The organism is Nitrososphaerota archaeon, assembly GCA_011605775.1.
Lineage (GTDB): Archaea > Thermoproteota > Nitrososphaeria > Nitrososphaerales > JAAOZN01 > JAAOZN01.
This window is the reverse complement of the sequence record JAAOZN010000087.1, coordinates 1-16,384: the sequence shown is the minus strand read 5'-3', so window position 1 is coordinate 16,384 and position 16,384 is coordinate 1. Positions and strand designations below refer to the sequence as shown.

Genomic DNA, 16,384 nt, shown 5'->3' with positions numbered 1-16,384 from the left:
GAAGTATGGTAAGCATACGGTGTATAGTGATGGAGCACTATGGTACCCTGAAGCCTGCAGATCCCTAAGCTTAGAGCATAGAATACACTTATGAGAAGAACATCGTAGAGAGAGCTACACAGTATCTTAAGGATAGGGTTGAAGGGTTTGATGACTACTACCCCTGCTTGAGGAAGGGTTGTGACCTGAAGCACGTGAGTAGATGGCTCCACCTCTACACCCACCTCCACAACACCAGAAGAAGACACATCAAGTTCAAAGAGCTACTAAGCCTACTAGGAGGTGAACGACCCTTAAGTTAACAGCACCAGCCGATTGGACGAAAGCTATATTAACCCCCCCGAAACTCATGGTATGAGCAGAAGCTCGACAAGATACCAAGCTATACTCCTAATAGGGGTTCTCATCTCTTTTCTATCGATCATCCCAGCAGCTTTCAGCGAGACTCTTTTTCTCAACGTTAAAAGGGTGGAACCAACCGCAGCGTCATTGAACGTACTCAGCGGGGCAACCTTCAGCGTGACATTCAGCATTTCGAACGACAATACTGCTGACGACAAAGATCGCACCATGAGTGGAACCTACCAACTCATATACTCAGGGTTGACTTTGCTAAGTGGACCACCTACATCAGGCACCTTCTCCGGGTTGGCAAAGGGGACACCTATCTACTTCACTTGGACCTTCCAAGCGCCCACCGGCCCTGCTACAGGCGAAATCATACTCAACGCACAAGTCACCAGCATCTCTCCTTCTAGAACATTCCCCACCGGCGGGGACCAGGTCTCGGACAGCAAATCTTACACCGTGCAAGTCCTACCGCCACCATCGGTTGACACCAGCCTGGTGCTTAGCATAGCGCCTAGCTCGGTGGTGGTTGGTTCTAGTGGTCCTGTGGTATTCACCGCTACCCTGACTCGCACTGATACTGGTGCTGGGGTTGCGGGGGCAACCATAAGCTTCACAGTGGATGGCACAGTAGTGGGATCAGCTATCACCGGGGCTACTGGTGTGGCTACCCTAAACTATAACCCATCAGCCCTCACACCTGGCTCCCATACAGTGCAGGCCTCTTTTGCTGGCCAGACTATCGGTGGGATCACCTTCAACCCCAGCACCAGTAACACCCAGACGCTTCAGGTCATCTACAACTTCATCGGCTTTCTGCCGCCGTTGGGCTCTGGCACCTTCAAGGCAGGCAGCACAATTCCAGCGAAGTTCCAGCTGACAGACTACTACGGCAACTACATCTCAGACGCAAAAGCGCAGATATGGGTCGACTCAAACCCAGGCACATCCTCCGGCTCATCGAACAATGAGAATTACTTCAGATACGACTCAACCAACAACCAATACATATTCAATCTGAGCACCAAAGGTATGTCACCTGGAACCTATACGATAACTGTGACCCTAGACGATGGAAAAGCCTATTCAACCACGATCACGCTGAAATAGGGATTCGCAGGGTAAACGGCTACAGAAATTGGACGATGAACCAGAAGAAATGGAGAAGAAAGCTTAATATCTTTTTTAAGCGAAAAGGGGGGGGGAATTCGGTATGGGATGCGGCTTTGATCGACCAGCTGGCTGGTGGTGTTATGCTAGAGAGGTCTTTTAAGGTGGTTTTGCTGGGTGCTAATGCGGTTGGTAAGACGAGCCTTTTGAGCAGGCATCTGTCAGGGGAGTTTCAGCAGGAGTATATCCCAACCATCAGAGCCACGGTGTCTGAGAAGGCTTACCGTGTTTTGGACTGCTGCTTTAAGCTGCTCTTCTGGGACCCGGGTGTTGAGCAGGTGGACGGCGATGAGGGGTTCTTCGCTAACACGGAGGGTGCGCTCGTAGTCTACGATATCTGCAGACCAGCCACCTTAAGCGAGGCGGAGCGGTATTACGAAGCCTTGGTCAGGCGGGTTGATGTGAAGCCCGCCGTTTGGCTCGTTGGGAACAAGCTGGATCTGGCTCATCTGAGGGGTGTTGATAGGGCGTTGGCTGAGAAGAGGGCTTCTGAGCTCGGCGCCGCCTACATCGAGACCTCAGCTAAGACCGGGGAGAATGTTGAAGCCCTCTTCAACCAGCTTCTGAAGGGTCTTATTAGAAGAAGGTTGATTGAGGTTAAGGGTAAGCTTGGGGGTGTGAAGCTTGGCTGAGCGCAACCCCGTATTCAGGAGGGAGGGTGTGCAGAGGCTGCTCAGGGCGCTGAGGGATGGGGTGATAGAGGTTCTGGAGCCGAAGCTGGATGCTGAGCGCGGCGTCAGCTACCCAGCCGCTGCTAGTGTAACCGGAGCCTCAGATGAGGAGCTCGAATACATCCTAAGGGAGCTGAGCTCACTCGGCGTCTTGAGCAGTAGCGTGGTCGATAATGTTGCCGTCTGCCCCAGCTGCGGCTCCCCCAAGCTCCTGCTACAGATTCGGTGCCCAACCTGCGGGTCGCCGAATCTGGTGAGGGGTGTTATGATCGAGCATCTAGCCTGCGGCCACCTAGACCTGGAGAAGAGCTTCAGGAAGGAGGGTGGGCTCACATGCCCGAGGTGCGGCAGAGCCCTTAAAGCCATAGGCGTAGACTACCGCAGACCAGGGATACTGTACAGCTGCTTAAACTGCAGAGGCTCTTCATCCAACCCTAGGAGGCGCTACACCTGCCCAAGCGGACACAGCTTCGACGAAGACGACCTCGTAGTAAGGGAAGTCAACTCCTATAGGCTCAACCCCCAAAAGCGGGAGCTTGTTATGAGGGAGACCGTGGACCTCAAACCCACGCTTGAGAAGTTCAGCAGCATCTGGAGATTAGAAGCGCCAGCCACCATAAGGGGTCGAAGCGGCGTAGAGCTCGACTTCGACTACGCCCTCTGGTCGAAAGGGAGCGATGGGAGGGTTGACGTGGTTGCAGAGGTGGTTACACAGGAGGGGGAGGTGAACGAGACACTGGTCCTCGCATTCTTCGCCAAAACATTGGACGTTGAGGCGAGCGAAAGAATTTTGGTGGCGATGCCGAAGCTCGATGTGAAGGCTAAACTTCTTGCTAAAAGCTACGGGATACAAGTTGTAGAAGCTGAGTCGGCGCAGGAGCTCCAACAGAAGGTAGGGGACCTACTGCGGCAGATAGTTGTGAAGAGGGAGGAGGCTTCACTTAAGGCTGAGGCGGAAACATTGGAGAAGGTATTGGAGGAGTTGGAGGGCAATAGGTAGCAGCGATGAGAGCCGAATACAGAAGGCTGCTAAAGCTGCTCCCCCTAGCCCTATCCACATACTTGGTGCTCGCCCTCTTCGTCCTCTTCACGCCCTCTTTTCTCACGTGGCTCTCCCTCCTCTCAGCCGCAGCCCTAACCATATACTTTCTTCTCCTTCTTCGATTCAGGTCAGAAGGCTGGTTGAGGAGAGGCAGCAGAATCCCATCCCTCTTCTCCATAGCCCTCATATCACTCCCATTTATCTTCGGCTTCGCCACAGCGCTAGAAGCCTATGAGGTTGGAGCGTCACTCACCCTAATAGTCGTGGCAACCGGGCTCACCATAACATTCTGGAGCAGCTTCCTAGCCGTGCCGTTAGCGGTGTACCATAAATGCTTGGAGAGCCTTGATGAGGCTCCTCCCATCTACCCTACCGTAAGCGTAATCGTGCCAGCATATAATGAGGAGAAGGTCATAGCGAGGACGATTGAAGCGCTCCTAGAGGCTGACTACCCGAGCAAGGAGATAATAGTCGTTGATGACGGGTCCACAGATAGAACCCTAGCGATAGCATCAAGCTACAAGGGTGTGAAGGTCCTCCACAAACCCAACGGCGGTAAGTACTCAGCCCTCAACTTCGGACTAAGATTCGCAAGAGGAGAAATCGTCGTAACCGTCGACGCAGATAGCATCGTCGGAAGGGATGCTCTGAAGGAGATCGTGAAGAGGTTCAGAGACCCGAAGGTCGCAGCCGTATGCGGCAACATCAAGGTCCTCAACAGGGTGAACTGGCTTACAAGATGCCAAGCCCTCGAATACGTAACGAGCATCAACATCTTCAGGAGGGCGCTAGACGTGTTCGGGGCTGTTACAGTCGTACCAGGAGCCTTAGGCGCATTCAGGAGGGGTGTGCTAGAAGCAGGCGGACTCTACGACAGAGACACCCTGACCGAAGACTTCGACGTCACGGTGAAGACCCTGAAGTCAGGCAGCATAGTCCAAGCAAGCTCCTACGCAGTAGCATACACCGAAGCCCCCCAGACCCTAAAAGACCTATACAGGCAGAGGATGAGGTGGTACAGGGGCAACTTCCAAACGATCTTCAAGCACAGAGACGCCTTCACAAACCCAAGATACGGCTTCCTCCAAAGGCTCGGCTTCCCCTTCATCCTAATATCGATGGGCTTCATCCCCTTCGCCGGAATGGCTGTTTGGGCCTCAGCGGCCATCGCCATACTCAACGGCGCATACACCTACATCGCCTCCACCCTCCTCCTCTTCACCACCCTCCAAACACTACTCAGCCTACTCGCAATCGAAATCGACGAAGAGGATCCGCGACTGGTCGCCTACGCCCCCTTCTTCGTAGTAGGATACAAACACCTAATCGACGCCTTCACCATAAAAGCCCTCTTCGACATCCTACTAAAAAGGAGGGTCAAGTGGACACGCGCCGAGAGAATAGGGCAGATACGCAAACAGTGAACAAGCGGCGAACACGCACAAGCGCCGCCGAAAGGTCTCCGCTACCCCATCCTAAACCGAGCCCCATACGAATCCAACCCAAGGAAACATATACATATGGATATATGTCGCATATTACGTATGCCAGATGTCAAGAACCTCCTCAAGATTTTAAGAGTGATCAAGCAGCATCAACCCATCCACATATATGGCTTAGCAAACTATCTAGGTAAGCCTACGTATGCCTCCACAACCGCTTGGCGCTGGATACACTACCTAGAAGAGCTCGGACTCCTCGTCAAGAAAGGTGGGAAAAGAAAGAGGGGTAGAATACACTACGCCCTATCAAAGAAAGGTGAAAAGCTCCTCACAGCACTCGAAGAAGTCTGGGGTAGAGAGACACTATACAACGTCTCAGAAATCTACAAGAGAAGAAGGGCGAAGACTCGATCATACTCACGCAACAAAAAAAGGGGTGGGTAAGAGCTACTCGCCGTAGATAGCCCTAACACCTAAGATATCTCCACTACCCAAAGTTCTCTTTAGACTGTCTCCAAGCCACGTATAAGCATGCATAGTTAACGCGCCATCCCTGGGCGAATTGAGGTCTTGAAGAACGAGGAAGTGCCCAGCTTCGTGGGCGGCTGTGTTCCAAACATCGAACTTGTCTGATGGAACCTCAAGGGAAATAGACCAAGGCTCTGCAACATCGAAAATGGTATCAACATCTATCAGCTCCTTGGTGTTGGTGTAATACCAGTAATATGTAACTGCCACAGCCCCACCGGGACCATCTACTGTTCCCCACGAAACAGTATTTATGCCGTCAGGATAGATTGGGCTTGGACCTACCGAATCATCCCGCTCAACTGTAACGCTCCAAGGTCCGGATGCTGAATCCCATACCTTAAAGCCTTTTTTAACCTCGTCGAGTACGTCATTCAAGTATTCAGAAGAAAAGCCGCTTGCAGTAGGATTCACCTTAACGGTTATTGATGGTGAAGCCCAACGATATTTTGGAGCCCAGCGATAGCTATCGGTTTCTTGCTCAGGAGGATACCAAGGTGGAGAACTAAACCCATAGAAGACGAAGACACCCCTCGCAATTTCTGTGGAAGTGTTTGGCTTGGGCGGGTATTGTCGCCATCAACATCGATAGTAGAAGTAAACCTATCACCACCACTCCTAGTAGAGCTCTTTTCATTTTTACTCCTCAAAAGTAAAACCGAACATAGGTATTTGAACGTTGCGGCTTAGCTTGAGGTGCTGTTGCAGCTACGGCGTATGTAGCCTTCCTCTAAGAGCTTTTTTACAATTCTCCTTCAAGGCCTCAGATCTATAGCGTACCATCCCGAGCCTTAAGATGCCCCTTCGTCTAACCATATTGCCTCATTTCACCTTCAGTAACAAAGCTTTTGGAACTTCTCCTTCTTGTCTTTTAGGTCTGGTTCTACATGCTTGAGCAAAACATATTTACTAGAAGATCGGCTACTCCGCTGTATGAGACTTGAGGAGTTGTTAGAAGCTCTAAAGGAGCAAAACTATGAGCATTACATAATCGGCAAGAGATTCGAGGAACTGCTAAGCAAGTTGGATAAGGACCCTCACTCAGCGATCAGAGATCTTCTGCTTTTTTTGAAAAACGTTATGGTTCCCCACTTCAGCCGCGAGGAGAAAACCGTCTTCCCTGCCATCTTGAATATTAGACCACAGGAGGAGCGTTTAATCCTCCAGTTGAAGGAGGAGCATAAGACCATCCTTAGTCTGCTCCCCCGCATAAGGCAGGATTCACTCGACTCCGCTAAAGAAAGCATCAAAGAGCTAAGCATAATGGGTGCTAAGCATGTAGAGAAAGAAGAACCCTTGTATCAGATGGTTTTGGAAGAGGTGTTGAAAAGGCTAGGCAAAAGTAGTCTCAAGCAGTAATCTAAAAAAGGGTGGTGTAGGGATTTTGGTAACTCTTCGAAGTTGATGTGAAGGGTCAGTGTCTAAGGTTTTTGCTTCTTTCGTCTGTTTGTTTGGTTTTGTTAGATGGCTTCGGATGGTAGGAAATGAGGTAGGCATAATGATGCTCTTGTTAGGAGTGGTGAGATCCTCCTAGACTTCTCGGTTATTGATAGGTGGGAGGATGAGCTTGAGGGGATGAATGATTGTAGGGTCGGTGAGCCCTACCACTATCCTGAAGCCTTCATGAGGCTTAGATGTTACATCTGAGAAGGTTCATGACTGTAGGCTACGTGCCCATGGTAGGGGCACCCTTGAGTGCCCAGAACACGGTAGGAAGAAGGCTAATGAAAGCCCCAACAAACCGAGAATCTCCCGACTTCAGTCGAGGAGAGCGTCAAAATATGATATATTAATAGCTATATTGAAAGCTCCTCCTCAATCTCTTTTCCGAGAACAAGCCTTACACCGTGCCTTTCAGCAAGATCCTTTAACATCTTTGCGGCTTCATCCGTAGACCTAGCAACAGATAATATCATCATTTCAGGCTTACCATATTTCTCCTCCACAATCTTCACACGCTTTAGAAGCTTTTCCACCTCAGCTTCAGCCTCTCTAGCATCTTTCACGCTTACAGTAGCCTCCCCCACGACAAGAGGCTTCTCGCAGAAGAGGTTTACCTCAATCACTTCGCCACCATGTACGAAAAACTTCTTTTCAACCCTCGCTCCAGGGTACCCCATCTCTTCAAGCATGAGCTCAAGAAACGATGCGGCGTGATCTTCAAAAGCAACACCTAAAGAAGCCTTAAGGTCCCTGAACGCTGAAACCATATACTTCCTCATCCTATCATAGTTAACCCTAAGAAGCTTAACCTCCTCCCAGAGTTTGGCTTGCCCCTCCCATAGCCTGTTCTGCCCCTCTTCCAGCCTGTCAAGCCTCTTCAGTATCTCCGATAGCCCTAGGTATCCTGCGACAGTGTATCTGAACTCCCTATCCTTTTCAAGGAGCTCGATGAACTCCCTCTTAAGCTTCTCCGACAAGCTCCAAAAAGTTTTAGAGAAGGATCTTCTATTTGAATGTTGCTAGAGGGTGGTGTTACGATAGGTGTGAGAAACAGCGCGCCTAATCACCAAATAGCCTTAATCCTCAAGCAACCCCTTAACCCAATACTCACCACTCCTACCACGCACATACGCAGACCCCAAACACACCACAACAAACACCTCTTCATCAACCACTTTGATAGCTGTGGTCGCGTTAATAGGCTCAACCTATGTTTACATGACACCAGCCTTTAAAGACTTATGTACTTTGAAAGATAGTTAATTGGTGAGTCTCATGACTGAGATCGAAGAGTTAACCAAGAAGAAAGTCGAGGGTCTAATAGCTATAGGGCTTTACCAGGCGAAGGCTAATAGGGTTAGGGAGTATGTGATGGCGCTTTACAGGGAGTACGAGAAGTATCTAAAGCCCCTGGAAGATGTAAGGGAAATTTTAGCCAGAGAGGTTGGGGGAAGAAGTTTAAGCGAAGAAGTCGTCGAGCTCAGGAGAGAGGAGATGCATTGAATGGTGACCTTCTACCTCGACACCTCAACCTACTTAGTTGTGTTTGAAAGGAGCCGCTAACGTTCGGTTGCTCTCTTTTCGATGTCCGTTAACTGGGGTATTTGACGACATCTATCCCCGATACCGTGGGGAGTTTCGTCAACCGTTCTTCCCTTTCAACCACTACAATATCTGAGGTGGAAACCTCGCTTCGCTATATGTCTTCTAGCACAGCCGCTATAGCCTCCTTAATATTCTTCGTCGCTTCTTCTATGTCTGCCTCCTGCGAAATTGCTTCGGGTAGTTCTTTGCAGGTGGCTACGAACCAACCACCCGGCTCACGCTTAAGCGTTACGTGGAAAGCTTCTCTACCAGCAGACTTCACGCTCTTAGGCGCTTTACGGAAACTTATGGTCGCTGGGCTTCCCGCATCATCAGGCACTGTACTATGAAATTCGATATCACCAACTACATTGTATTCCGCCGATATAGTAGACAAGACCCACCTAAGAACGATGGGGCAGATTTCACTATGTTAACATTTCCAGCCCACGGTTTGGAAAAAACCTGTGTTAGATTTGTATACCTAAACTACTTAATTGGGTTTACATAACACTGGAGGGATGCGTAGTAGAAGAGGTGTAGTGGTCAAAGAGGGGAAGGTGCCCTGTCTGCGGCGAAAGAGGCTTCCCATGCCAGAAGCCAGTTAAAGCGAAGGGTAGGTCATACACATGCCTCTATTTCGGACACTACAGCAGAGAGAAGTATAGGAGGAGTGGGCTCCGAGGATCGCACGTGAAATTGTGCTACGTAGGAAGATACGTGAAGTAGAGAGAAGGTAGCCGTAGTTCGGAGCATATCTCAAACTTTGGATGCTAGTGCTGAGGATCTTAAGAGTAGGGTGGAAGGTCTACTTGAAGCATATTCAAAGGGAAGGGTTACTAACCAGGAGTTCGATAGAAGTGTCAGGCAGCTAACTCCTCAATCAACCGCATACAGAGGCTTATCACTCTTCAACTCCCACACGCTATACCATCTCATCAGAGCCATCACATACCCAGACGGGAGCGTGAAGCACCTCCACCAACAAAAACAGCACTACCCATCCGCTCTCTGAATAGTGACTCACAAGAAGAAGGAGAAGAAGATGAAAGAAGCAGAAATATACGCCAAAATCATAAAATGCCTAGAGAAGCTACAAGCGCCAGAAGTAAAGAAGAAAGTAAAACCAACACAAAAAGAATAATCAGCATACAAGAGGAGCGAGCAGATAGAGCACTCAAAAGACTTCCTAGAGAAGGCTAAGAAGTGGAGCGGACGAAACAAAACAGCAGCAACACTAGCCTAGCAAATGTACACCAAAGCACAAGCATACATAGACCAAGGCGATGCAAAAAACGCACACAAATTCTACGAACAACAATAAAAGCACTAAAACTATGCGGCACAACACTCAAAGAACTCAACATAGAGGAGCTAGAGAAGAGGCTCACAAAGCTAGAAGCATCAATAGGCGAAGCATAAGTTGACGCTTAGTACCGGATTCAGTACCGGATTTAGTACCACATTTCCGCAGGAAAAAATTTTTCCCAGCAAAAATCCGGTACCAAATCCGGTACTGAATCTCCTCGTCTATAGGCGTGGCTTATCATCACTATGGCGTAGGCTTGAGAGGCTTGAAGCTACGGAGCCGAATCATCACAGAAACTAATGGTTTACAAATGCGCTAAGATCTTAGCTGAGGTATCTGGGCTGCCCAGAAATAAAAATATCAGCGCATCACACCTAGGACCGAAGAGGCGCTCAAAGCCATTAAGGACCCGTGAACCTGATCTTTTTGCTGATGAGGTGCTTTTTCGAAGGCTGTCAGCCCCTACTCTTTAGCTGGTGATTCTACGGCGTGTAATGTGCTTCCGTGGTCTGATAGAATTGAAGCTGGTTTACCGTAGTCGTTAACAGCCCTCTGGAGCATTGATGCATAATCCTCATACGCTATGGGCCATCGCCGTCGACAGCTGTTTCAAAATAGATGGACTCAAATAGGCATAAGCCATAAACTTTCATAATAAAGAGCGCGGATCGTCGGATGATGCGTAAAGCCTTCAGATGGAGGGGCTTCCTCCAACCCCAAAGCTCTTCGACGAGTTGATGAGGGGTTGGAGCGGGTTCACCCTGACAGGGGGAGGAGGCTGATGAGGGCTCCGATGAACTCAAGCGGAGCCCAAAGCCGACGAATCCCAAGAGCTACATAAGTCTATCAAAGACCACATAGCTCATAACCCCACTCCATCTAGGGTCCTTGGTCTGGTGCCAGTCTATTTGCCGTAGCTAATTAGAGTGCTCCCTCTAATATCTCGCCACCTCCTCCTCTGCTCTCTAGGCTCGCTTACAGCAAACCCCTCCTCCTTCAACACTCTGAGTACCCTATTATGGTTGATCTCCCGAGCTTCCTTAAAACACGCGTAAGCATATCCTCACCAATAGCTGGAGCTGCTATATTCCTGTAGCTGAACTGCATAGACTGCTACGGAAACATATCTGAAGCCCCATTACTTATGGATAACTCTAACGTAAGCAGATCCGAAAGCGACCTTCAGCCTATCTTCCGAATTAAATAGTGAAGCAACCCAGCCGCTTCCTAGTGTAGATAGCACCCTTTGAGTAAATCAGTGTCAGATTTAGTGTCGGATTTAGTGTCGGATTTTTGCTGAGAAAAATTTTTTCTCTCTGGGATCTGCCACTAAATCCGACACCAAGTATCAACTTACACTTCACCTAGCGAAGCTTTCAGCTTGGCGAGCCTCTTCCCTAGCTCATCCAATAGGTGGAAGGGTTCGGAAGGAATAGGACTAGACGTAAAACTCGAAAAAAGAAACCGTGCCGAAAACAGAAATCAAAAAGCAAAACCTAAACACAAGGCAAAAACTAACTGAAGAGCAAATCAGAGAGCTTCAGAAGTTCGTGTTAAGACACTTCTTCTCACCAAAACTACACACAAACAACTACAACAATCAATTCAAAGAGGAAAAAGAAGAGATAGCAGAAGCACTCATACAAAGAAGACTAAAACCAACATACCTAATATGGAGAAAACCAAACATCAAGCCAACTACCTCTTCATCTTAAATACGCGCTTCTCATCACCCTTAGATGAGCATGAGACCTCCTCAACCGAAACCCCTTTGGCGTAGAGTGTGGTTAGGAAGCTCTTGAGGAAGCCTTTTGTGAAGCAGGATGGCTTATCTGAAGCCCACCTATCTGCTGTGCCGCTGAATTATCAGGAAGTAGCGGAGTTCCCACTTATGAAGCGAGTGCTCATCTCTACAAAGTGGTGTTGTGTAGTGCTGGTTAAGGCCAACGTTTCTGTCGCTGGGACTAAAGGTAGTGTTGGTGGCGTAGCGTTAGTAGATACAGGGGCCTCGGTAACCTTACTTGACGAAGACGCCGCAGATAAACTCGGCGTCAAACGAGTCGGTAGACGCCTGGGGCTTGTCGTAGCAGACGGCCATGAGGTTTCCGGGGAACTGGCAATAGTCGATAAGCTCGTTGTCGATGGTGAAGAGCTCCCAGGGGCGCACATAGCCGCGCTGAAGTTTCCAAACGAAGTCAGAGAGAGGCTCAAAGCCCTCGGATTATCGGATCGGTGCATAGTAGGCTTGTCGGCGCTTGAAATACTGGGCTTGGTAGCCAACACCACTACCGGAAAGGTGGAAAAGATCAGCTCACTATTGCTTGCCTCTAACTCAGAATAAGCTTCGATCTGCGTGCTAGTTGTAAATGTGGGGCTCGAAGGGTTGTCGAGAGGTATAGCTCACCAGTATTGTGGTTTCTCGCTGCCTCTTGCTTTGTCTTGGGGTTCGTCGACAAACCTCCACTTGCCTGATCCGATTGCGAGGCCGACTCTTCAGCGAGTTTGTCGCCTATCAGCTCCTCTTCTGTCGGCGAAATCATCACATCCGCCCGCTTTGGGCCGACTTATCTATCAGATGTCAGGGTTCTCTTATTAGGAAGACTCTTGTAGGGCCTCCTGCAGTTCCAACTTCTACCATTGTTGAGGTGGGTGGTGGCGATTAGAATGATATCCTTTTAGCTAAAGGGGTTGGGATTAGTAGCTGGGGCTATCGGCTTCGAAGCCGCTGTTCACTAGGGCTGAGGTTTCGAAGGTTTGCTATGAGCCTCTAGGTTTGAGTCCAAGCTTCACCCTTACCGCCAACCTCTCGCCTCAGGGGTAGATGTGGCCTACCCTAGCCCTTCTTAGCCAATAGATGTGCCTATTCTTGTCTCCATCCCCTTTGTCTCTGCGGCCGCAAGTTTTATTAAACCTTTTGATTTAGATTCCTCAGAAAGTTCATTAATATGTTAGAGTGAAAGAAGATGGGTGAATCGCTGTTGATCGTACTACCGAAGAGGATTGAGGAGAAGTTAAGGGAGGAGTCTGAGAGGATCGGGGTTTCGGAGGAGGAGCTGGTGTTAGAGGCTTTATCGAAGATTCTTAATGAGCCCATCGACCCCGAGAGTAGAGTTGAGCTGCATTTGAAGCTTTCTGAGAAGTATTTGAGGGATGCTGAAGACTTCTTAGCTAAAGGAGACTATGTTCAAGCGTCGGAGAAGGCTTGGGGTGCTGCATCCCAGATGGTCAAGGCGCTTGCTGCGAGGAGAGGGAAAGAAATTAGAAGTCATGGGGAGTTGCATAAATATGTCGCAGAGTTGAGCGGAGAGAAAGAAGATAGGGAAATCATCACACTCTGGTTTTCAGCATCCTCCCTTCACCAAAACTTCTACGAAAATTGGCTCCCCGAAGAGGCTGTGAGAAGCGGTGTGGAGAACGTTAAAAGCTTTCTAGAGAAGTTGAAGAAACTTCTCTGACCTCTTTAAATCCTACAACCCGCGACAGAATTTAGTTAATGGTGTTTTTCTCGGATTCTGAGCCAATGTAGTCTTAAATAGAGTTACATAGTTCTTGGAATTCACCAGATTTGGGCTCTTCTTGACTTCATCGGAGCTCTCATCAGCCTTCCATCAAAAGATTTCTTAGATTGCGGTCTTTGAAGCTGTTGTCCTTTAGGATTATTGGTATAAGCCTCTTTCTCCCTTTCTTATCGTGCTTTTCAATCCATCTAATCTCATCCCATATTTCATCTCAGTTTTTTGAAGCAGCCTTGTATATCCTTCAAGAAAACCATTTACGTCCTATCTATGCCTTATATTGTATGCCCTAACCTGATACGGTTTTCCTGACACCTTCAACAACCTCTCTATCGAGAAGTCTGATCTTTACATCCTTCAGGGCGCGCACCAACGACACCAACAGGGTGATCAACGTAAGAAGTGTTTTTGGTCTGTAAGCGGTTATATTGCTGAGAGCCCGTATGGTCTTGAGTGCTGTAGCTTGCCTGTAGCCGGGTCTATTTTCACCCCAAGGCCCTCAAATACCGTTACCCCAAGTATTGGTTCTGGGCAATCCATTATGGCTATTTGGAACACCCCTTCTCTGTCTAGGAGTTTGAAGTATGCCAGGGAGACTCCTGCTTCGACCCCCCTCTTGTCTGCTAGTGTAAGCTCTGTCTTGGCGAGAGCCTCTATGTGGAATTTCTCCGCTAGGCTCTGGGGTATTATGGGGAAGTATGCACCTGTATCTGCTAGAAAGAGAACTTCTTCAACCATCTTTCTTTCGGCGTCTCCAAATAATGCTTTGACTCTTACGAGGCCCATTAAGCTCAGCTCAAGCTAAAAAGCCTATGGTTGATATTAGCTTTCCCTTTTTTTTGATTTGATCTATTTTCCTGAAATTAGTATACCCTGTGGTCCATCCGCTGGTATAATATGAAGAGGCCCCTCAACCTAAAGATGATAGAAACCCCCTACCAAACCTACATAAGAAAGATGTCTAAGGACGACATCTTCACAGACGAAGAATCAGGTGAGATATACCATGCCCAAAAGATCTAGAAAGAGGTATACTCATTTCGGGAAAACACGTTTTTTCTGATTTGATGTCGCTCCTTAATCTGGTAAAGCGGCTTTGAGAAGAACAAGATTAGGTGCAGGTGTCACCAGCAGCTCGAGGTAGGGGTCCTAGCTCGACAATATGAATTTATTCGATAATACCATCCAATATCTTCTAACATCTTGTTAGAAAAAGATTATATTTGCAGCAAAACCTAGGGTATCTGTAGATATCTATGATGAGCGGAGAAATATGGTTGGAAGAGGAGGTTAAGTGGAGGAGAATGAAACCTCTACAGCGCATCGAAGCCCTACTGGAGAGGCTATCGCACGGACCCCAGACAAAGTATAGGCTGTATAGAGAGATCAGCGGCTGCGCACCAACCAGCCTAGAAAGCGCTATAAAAGAATGCCTAGAAAACGGGCTAATAGAATACCAAAGCGAATTAAGATATGGCAAAGAAAGAAAAGTATACGGACTCACAAACAAAGGGAGAAAGCTACTACACATATTAAGAAGTGATTAACTCAAAGCAAACATAGCACAACCATAAACCCCCTCAGCTCAACTCTCCAAACAACCCTAGATACAGAACACCTTGCCTCACAATATGGAGTTGTGTATGGTTCAAGAAGTTCCTCTAGCCTCCTAAAGGGTTTTACTATGTGAGCCTCTCATCTCCACACCTACAGCAGCTGTCTTCACCAGCTGCTCCAGGCTGAGCTGCTCCCTATACTCCTTAACACCCGTAACCTCGCCATCATAATCCTCAACAATTCGCTCACCTCTGCTGAAGGCGGCTTCTCAACCTTAGCGGTCTGGATAAGTTTGCTGAATGCTTGTTCATCACACTCGATTAAGACGATAAGATCTTCGCCTACGTTAGCTGCCTCAAACCCCTTCAGTCTATGCCCTCTACTCAACAGAAAAAGTCTGTAACCCACATCCTGCACTCTTAGTGTGGGATTCCGTGCCAGATTCTAGCAAGAAAAAGTTTTTCACAGCAAGACCCGACACCAAATCCGACACCAATCTACCGTCCGAAGCTCTCGTTACTCTGTTGTAAGCTGTCAAGCTAGAATCTTCTGAAAAAGCTGGCTTCACCGATGCGTCTCAGATATGTTACAGAATCGAGCAGAGAAAAAGAGAATAGAGAAACCGCGACACTCCGGTTTTAAGCATCCTCCTCAACCGAAACTTCTACTAGAATCAGTTTCCCGAATGGAGAGGCGGTTTGGAGAACGTTAAAATCTTTCTGGAAAAACTGAAGAAACTCCTCTGACCGCTTCTCTAACTGAGAGATGATGGGAAAACGATAATCATCGAGTTAATCGAATCAACCGCCGACAAAAATTATAGCGCCTTCAAGATAGAGAAGTAGCCTGACGTCCCAGAAGACTCAACTACTTCGAAAGCCTCTCCAACACCTCCCTCAGCAACCTCATACTCTCATTCAACATCTCCCTCGTCTCCCTCGACTCCCTCACCAACGTCTCCAAAATCGTCGTCAACTTATCCGAAATCTCCCCATACTTCACCATAATCAACCTAAAATTCTCATCAGTCCTCTTAGCAAACTCCCTAAACTCAGTCCTATAATCCCTAAACTCACCAACAAACCCCCTAAACTCCTCCCTGTAATCTCTGAACTCACCCACAAAACTTCTGAACTCATTTCTATAATCTCTGAACTCATTCCTGTAATCCCTAAACTCGCCCCAATAATCCATAAAGATGGACTGCATCGCCCCAAAACCCTCCTGCAGCTCCTCAGCCAATGGAGAAGGCTTGATCACAAAATACTTCAAACGAGGTTTAGGAGCCGCATCCCTAACATCAACAGACCTAACCTGCGCAGGAGGCGGAGGAGACTTCAACCTCTCAACGAACTTCTCTAACACAGCCTCGTCGCCCTGCGCAAACACAGTAACAGAGCCATCCCTCTCATTCCTAACATAACCAGCAACACCAAGCTCCTGCGCAGAATCCAAAACAAACCTCCTATAACCAACTCTCTGAACCCTACCAAAAACCCCAATAACGAGAGCCCTCATACACAACCACCAACCACAACTAAACTAATAAACCTTTTCTACAACCCAAAAGTTTCCGAGGCCTCTCCACACAAACAGACACATCGAACACCGAATAACCAAAGAAAGAATCAAACCCTCGTATGAACCTCTATACCAAGAGCAGCAGCCAACTCAACAGCATCCTGATCAGCATAAGGCGTCACCACAACCAACCTATCAGGAACCCGACCACACCTTCTCTCATAAAAAGCAGCCTTACGCTTAAACAAAGAAAT

The 16,384-nt window shown here is 48.3% G+C and carries 22 protein-coding genes and 1 pseudogene; 13 read left to right on the top strand and 10 right to left on the bottom strand.

Features of this window, described 5'->3' with window-relative positions:
- A partial coding sequence (locus HA494_07760) for a hypothetical protein (GenBank protein ID NHV97659.1) occupies window positions 1-212 on the bottom strand: 212 nt, incomplete at its 3' end.
- Window positions 213-354: 142 nt separating this feature from the next.
- Here HA494_07760 and HA494_07755 point away from each other — a divergent pair.
- From HA494_07755 to HA494_07735, 5 genes are all read left to right on the top strand, one after another.
- On the top strand, window positions 355-1,458 hold the full coding sequence (locus HA494_07755; protein NHV97658.1) for an Ig-like domain repeat protein: 1,104 nt from the start codon (window positions 355-357) through the stop codon (window positions 1,456-1,458).
- 116 nt (window positions 1,459-1,574) lie between these two features.
- The gene (locus HA494_07750) at window positions 1,575-2,150 is read left to right on the top strand and encodes a GTP-binding protein (protein ID NHV97657.1); all 576 of its coding nucleotides are present in this window, start codon (window positions 1,575-1,577) and stop codon (window positions 2,148-2,150) included.
- Complete coding sequence (locus HA494_07745) at window positions 2,143-3,189, top strand: hypothetical protein (protein NHV97656.1); 1,047 nt, start codon at window positions 2,143-2,145, stop codon at window positions 3,187-3,189. The genes HA494_07750 and HA494_07745 overlap by 8 nt, the downstream gene beginning before the upstream one ends.
- A gap of 5 nt (window positions 3,190-3,194) precedes the next feature.
- Window positions 3,195-4,655 carry a glycosyltransferase gene (locus HA494_07740; GenBank protein NHV97655.1) on the top strand — a complete coding sequence of 487 codons (1,461 nt, stop codon included), beginning with the start codon at window positions 3,195-3,197 and terminating at the stop codon, window positions 4,653-4,655.
- Between the two features lie 120 nt (window positions 4,656-4,775).
- A complete protein-coding gene (locus tag HA494_07735) occupies window positions 4,776-5,117 on the top strand; it encodes a hypothetical protein (protein ID NHV97654.1) in 342 nt (113 codons plus the stop codon).
- A 3-nt stretch (window positions 5,118-5,120) separates the two neighbouring features.
- Here the strand turns inward: HA494_07735 and HA494_07730 are convergent, their stop codons facing one another.
- Window positions 5,121-5,615 carry a matrixin family metalloprotease gene (locus tag HA494_07730; GenBank protein ID NHV97653.1) on the bottom strand — a complete coding sequence of 165 codons (495 nt, stop codon included), beginning with the start codon at window positions 5,613-5,615 and terminating at the stop codon, window positions 5,121-5,123.
- Between the two features lie 477 nt (window positions 5,616-6,092).
- On the opposite strand from HA494_07730, the gene HA494_07725 reads away from it, so the two are divergent.
- On the top strand, window positions 6,093-6,560 hold the full coding sequence (locus tag HA494_07725; protein ID NHV97652.1) for a hemerythrin domain-containing protein: 468 nt from the start codon (window positions 6,093-6,095) through the stop codon (window positions 6,558-6,560).
- A 437-nt stretch (window positions 6,561-6,997) separates the two neighbouring features.
- Here the strand turns inward: HA494_07725 and HA494_07720 are convergent, their stop codons facing one another.
- Window positions 6,998-7,621: a hypothetical protein gene (locus HA494_07720; GenBank protein ID NHV97651.1), complete on the bottom strand. Its 624-nt coding sequence runs from the start codon at window positions 7,619-7,621 to the stop codon at window positions 6,998-7,000.
- A gap of 298 nt (window positions 7,622-7,919) precedes the next feature.
- On the opposite strand from HA494_07720, the gene HA494_07715 reads away from it, so the two are divergent.
- On the top strand, window positions 7,920-8,147 hold the full coding sequence (locus HA494_07715) for a hypothetical protein (protein NHV97650.1): 228 nt from the start codon (window positions 7,920-7,922) through the stop codon (window positions 8,145-8,147).
- A gap of 193 nt (window positions 8,148-8,340) precedes the next feature.
- Here HA494_07715 and HA494_07710 read toward each other — a convergent pair whose 3' ends face one another.
- Entirely contained in the window at window positions 8,341-8,511 is a 171-nt protein-coding gene (locus HA494_07710; protein NHV97649.1) for a type II toxin-antitoxin system HicB family antitoxin, read from the bottom strand.
- Window positions 8,512-8,994: 483 nt separating this feature from the next.
- Between HA494_07710 and HA494_07705 the strand changes: the two genes are divergently transcribed.
- Window positions 8,995-9,243 (top strand): hypothetical protein, encoded by a 249-nt coding sequence (locus HA494_07705; GenBank protein NHV97648.1) that lies wholly within the window; start codon window positions 8,995-8,997, stop codon window positions 9,241-9,243.
- A gap of 191 nt (window positions 9,244-9,434) precedes the next feature.
- Window positions 9,435-9,650, top strand: a complete 216-nt coding sequence (locus tag HA494_07700) for a hypothetical protein (GenBank protein NHV97647.1) — start codon at window positions 9,435-9,437, stop codon at window positions 9,648-9,650.
- Between the two features lie 468 nt (window positions 9,651-10,118).
- Here the strand turns inward: HA494_07700 and HA494_07695 are convergent, their stop codons facing one another.
- The gene (locus HA494_07695; protein ID NHV97646.1) at window positions 10,119-10,340 is read right to left on the bottom strand and encodes a hypothetical protein; all 222 of its coding nucleotides are present in this window, start codon (window positions 10,338-10,340) and stop codon (window positions 10,119-10,121) included.
- A 663-nt stretch (window positions 10,341-11,003) separates the two neighbouring features.
- Between HA494_07695 and HA494_07690 the strand changes: the two genes are divergently transcribed.
- On the top strand, window positions 11,004-11,252 hold the full coding sequence (locus tag HA494_07690; GenBank protein ID NHV97645.1) for a hypothetical protein: 249 nt from the start codon (window positions 11,004-11,006) through the stop codon (window positions 11,250-11,252).
- On the opposite strand, the pseudogene HA494_07685 reads toward HA494_07690, so the two are convergent.
- Window positions 11,236-11,376, bottom strand: a pseudogene (locus tag HA494_07685) (4-vinyl reductase). The gene HA494_07690 and the pseudogene HA494_07685 sit on opposite strands and share 17 nt — an antisense overlap.
- On the opposite strand from HA494_07685, the gene HA494_07680 reads away from it, so the two are divergent.
- Window positions 11,321-11,878 carry a hypothetical protein gene (locus HA494_07680; protein ID NHV97644.1) on the top strand — a complete coding sequence of 186 codons (558 nt, stop codon included), beginning with the start codon at window positions 11,321-11,323 and terminating at the stop codon, window positions 11,876-11,878. The pseudogene HA494_07685 and the gene HA494_07680 overlap by 56 nt on opposite strands.
- Window positions 11,879-12,500: 622 nt before the next feature.
- Window positions 12,501-12,992 (top strand): HEPN domain-containing protein, encoded by a 492-nt coding sequence (locus HA494_07675; GenBank protein NHV97643.1) that lies wholly within the window; start codon window positions 12,501-12,503, stop codon window positions 12,990-12,992.
- A 483-nt stretch (window positions 12,993-13,475) separates the two neighbouring features.
- Here the strand turns inward: HA494_07675 and HA494_07670 are convergent, their stop codons facing one another.
- Window positions 13,476-13,838, bottom strand: coding sequence for a hypothetical protein (locus HA494_07670; protein ID NHV97642.1), 363 nt, complete (start codon window positions 13,836-13,838; stop codon window positions 13,476-13,478).
- Window positions 13,839-14,311: 473 nt separating this feature from the next.
- Between HA494_07670 and HA494_07665 the strand changes: the two genes are divergently transcribed.
- Window positions 14,312-14,599 (top strand): hypothetical protein, encoded by a 288-nt coding sequence (locus tag HA494_07665; GenBank protein NHV97641.1) that lies wholly within the window; start codon window positions 14,312-14,314, stop codon window positions 14,597-14,599.
- 175 nt (window positions 14,600-14,774) lie between these two features.
- Here HA494_07665 and HA494_07660 read toward each other — a convergent pair whose 3' ends face one another.
- The 3 genes from HA494_07660 to HA494_07650 form a co-directional block, all read right to left on the bottom strand.
- Window positions 14,775-15,017 (bottom strand): hypothetical protein, encoded by a 243-nt coding sequence (locus HA494_07660; protein ID NHV97640.1) that lies wholly within the window; start codon window positions 15,015-15,017, stop codon window positions 14,775-14,777.
- Between the two features lie 459 nt (window positions 15,018-15,476).
- Window positions 15,477-16,127 carry a hypothetical protein gene (locus tag HA494_07655; GenBank protein NHV97639.1) on the bottom strand — a complete coding sequence of 217 codons (651 nt, stop codon included), beginning with the start codon at window positions 16,125-16,127 and terminating at the stop codon, window positions 15,477-15,479.
- 110 nt (window positions 16,128-16,237) lie between these two features.
- Window positions 16,238-16,384: hypothetical protein (locus HA494_07650; GenBank protein ID NHV97638.1), on the bottom strand; the 147-nt coding region annotated here is incomplete at its 5' end.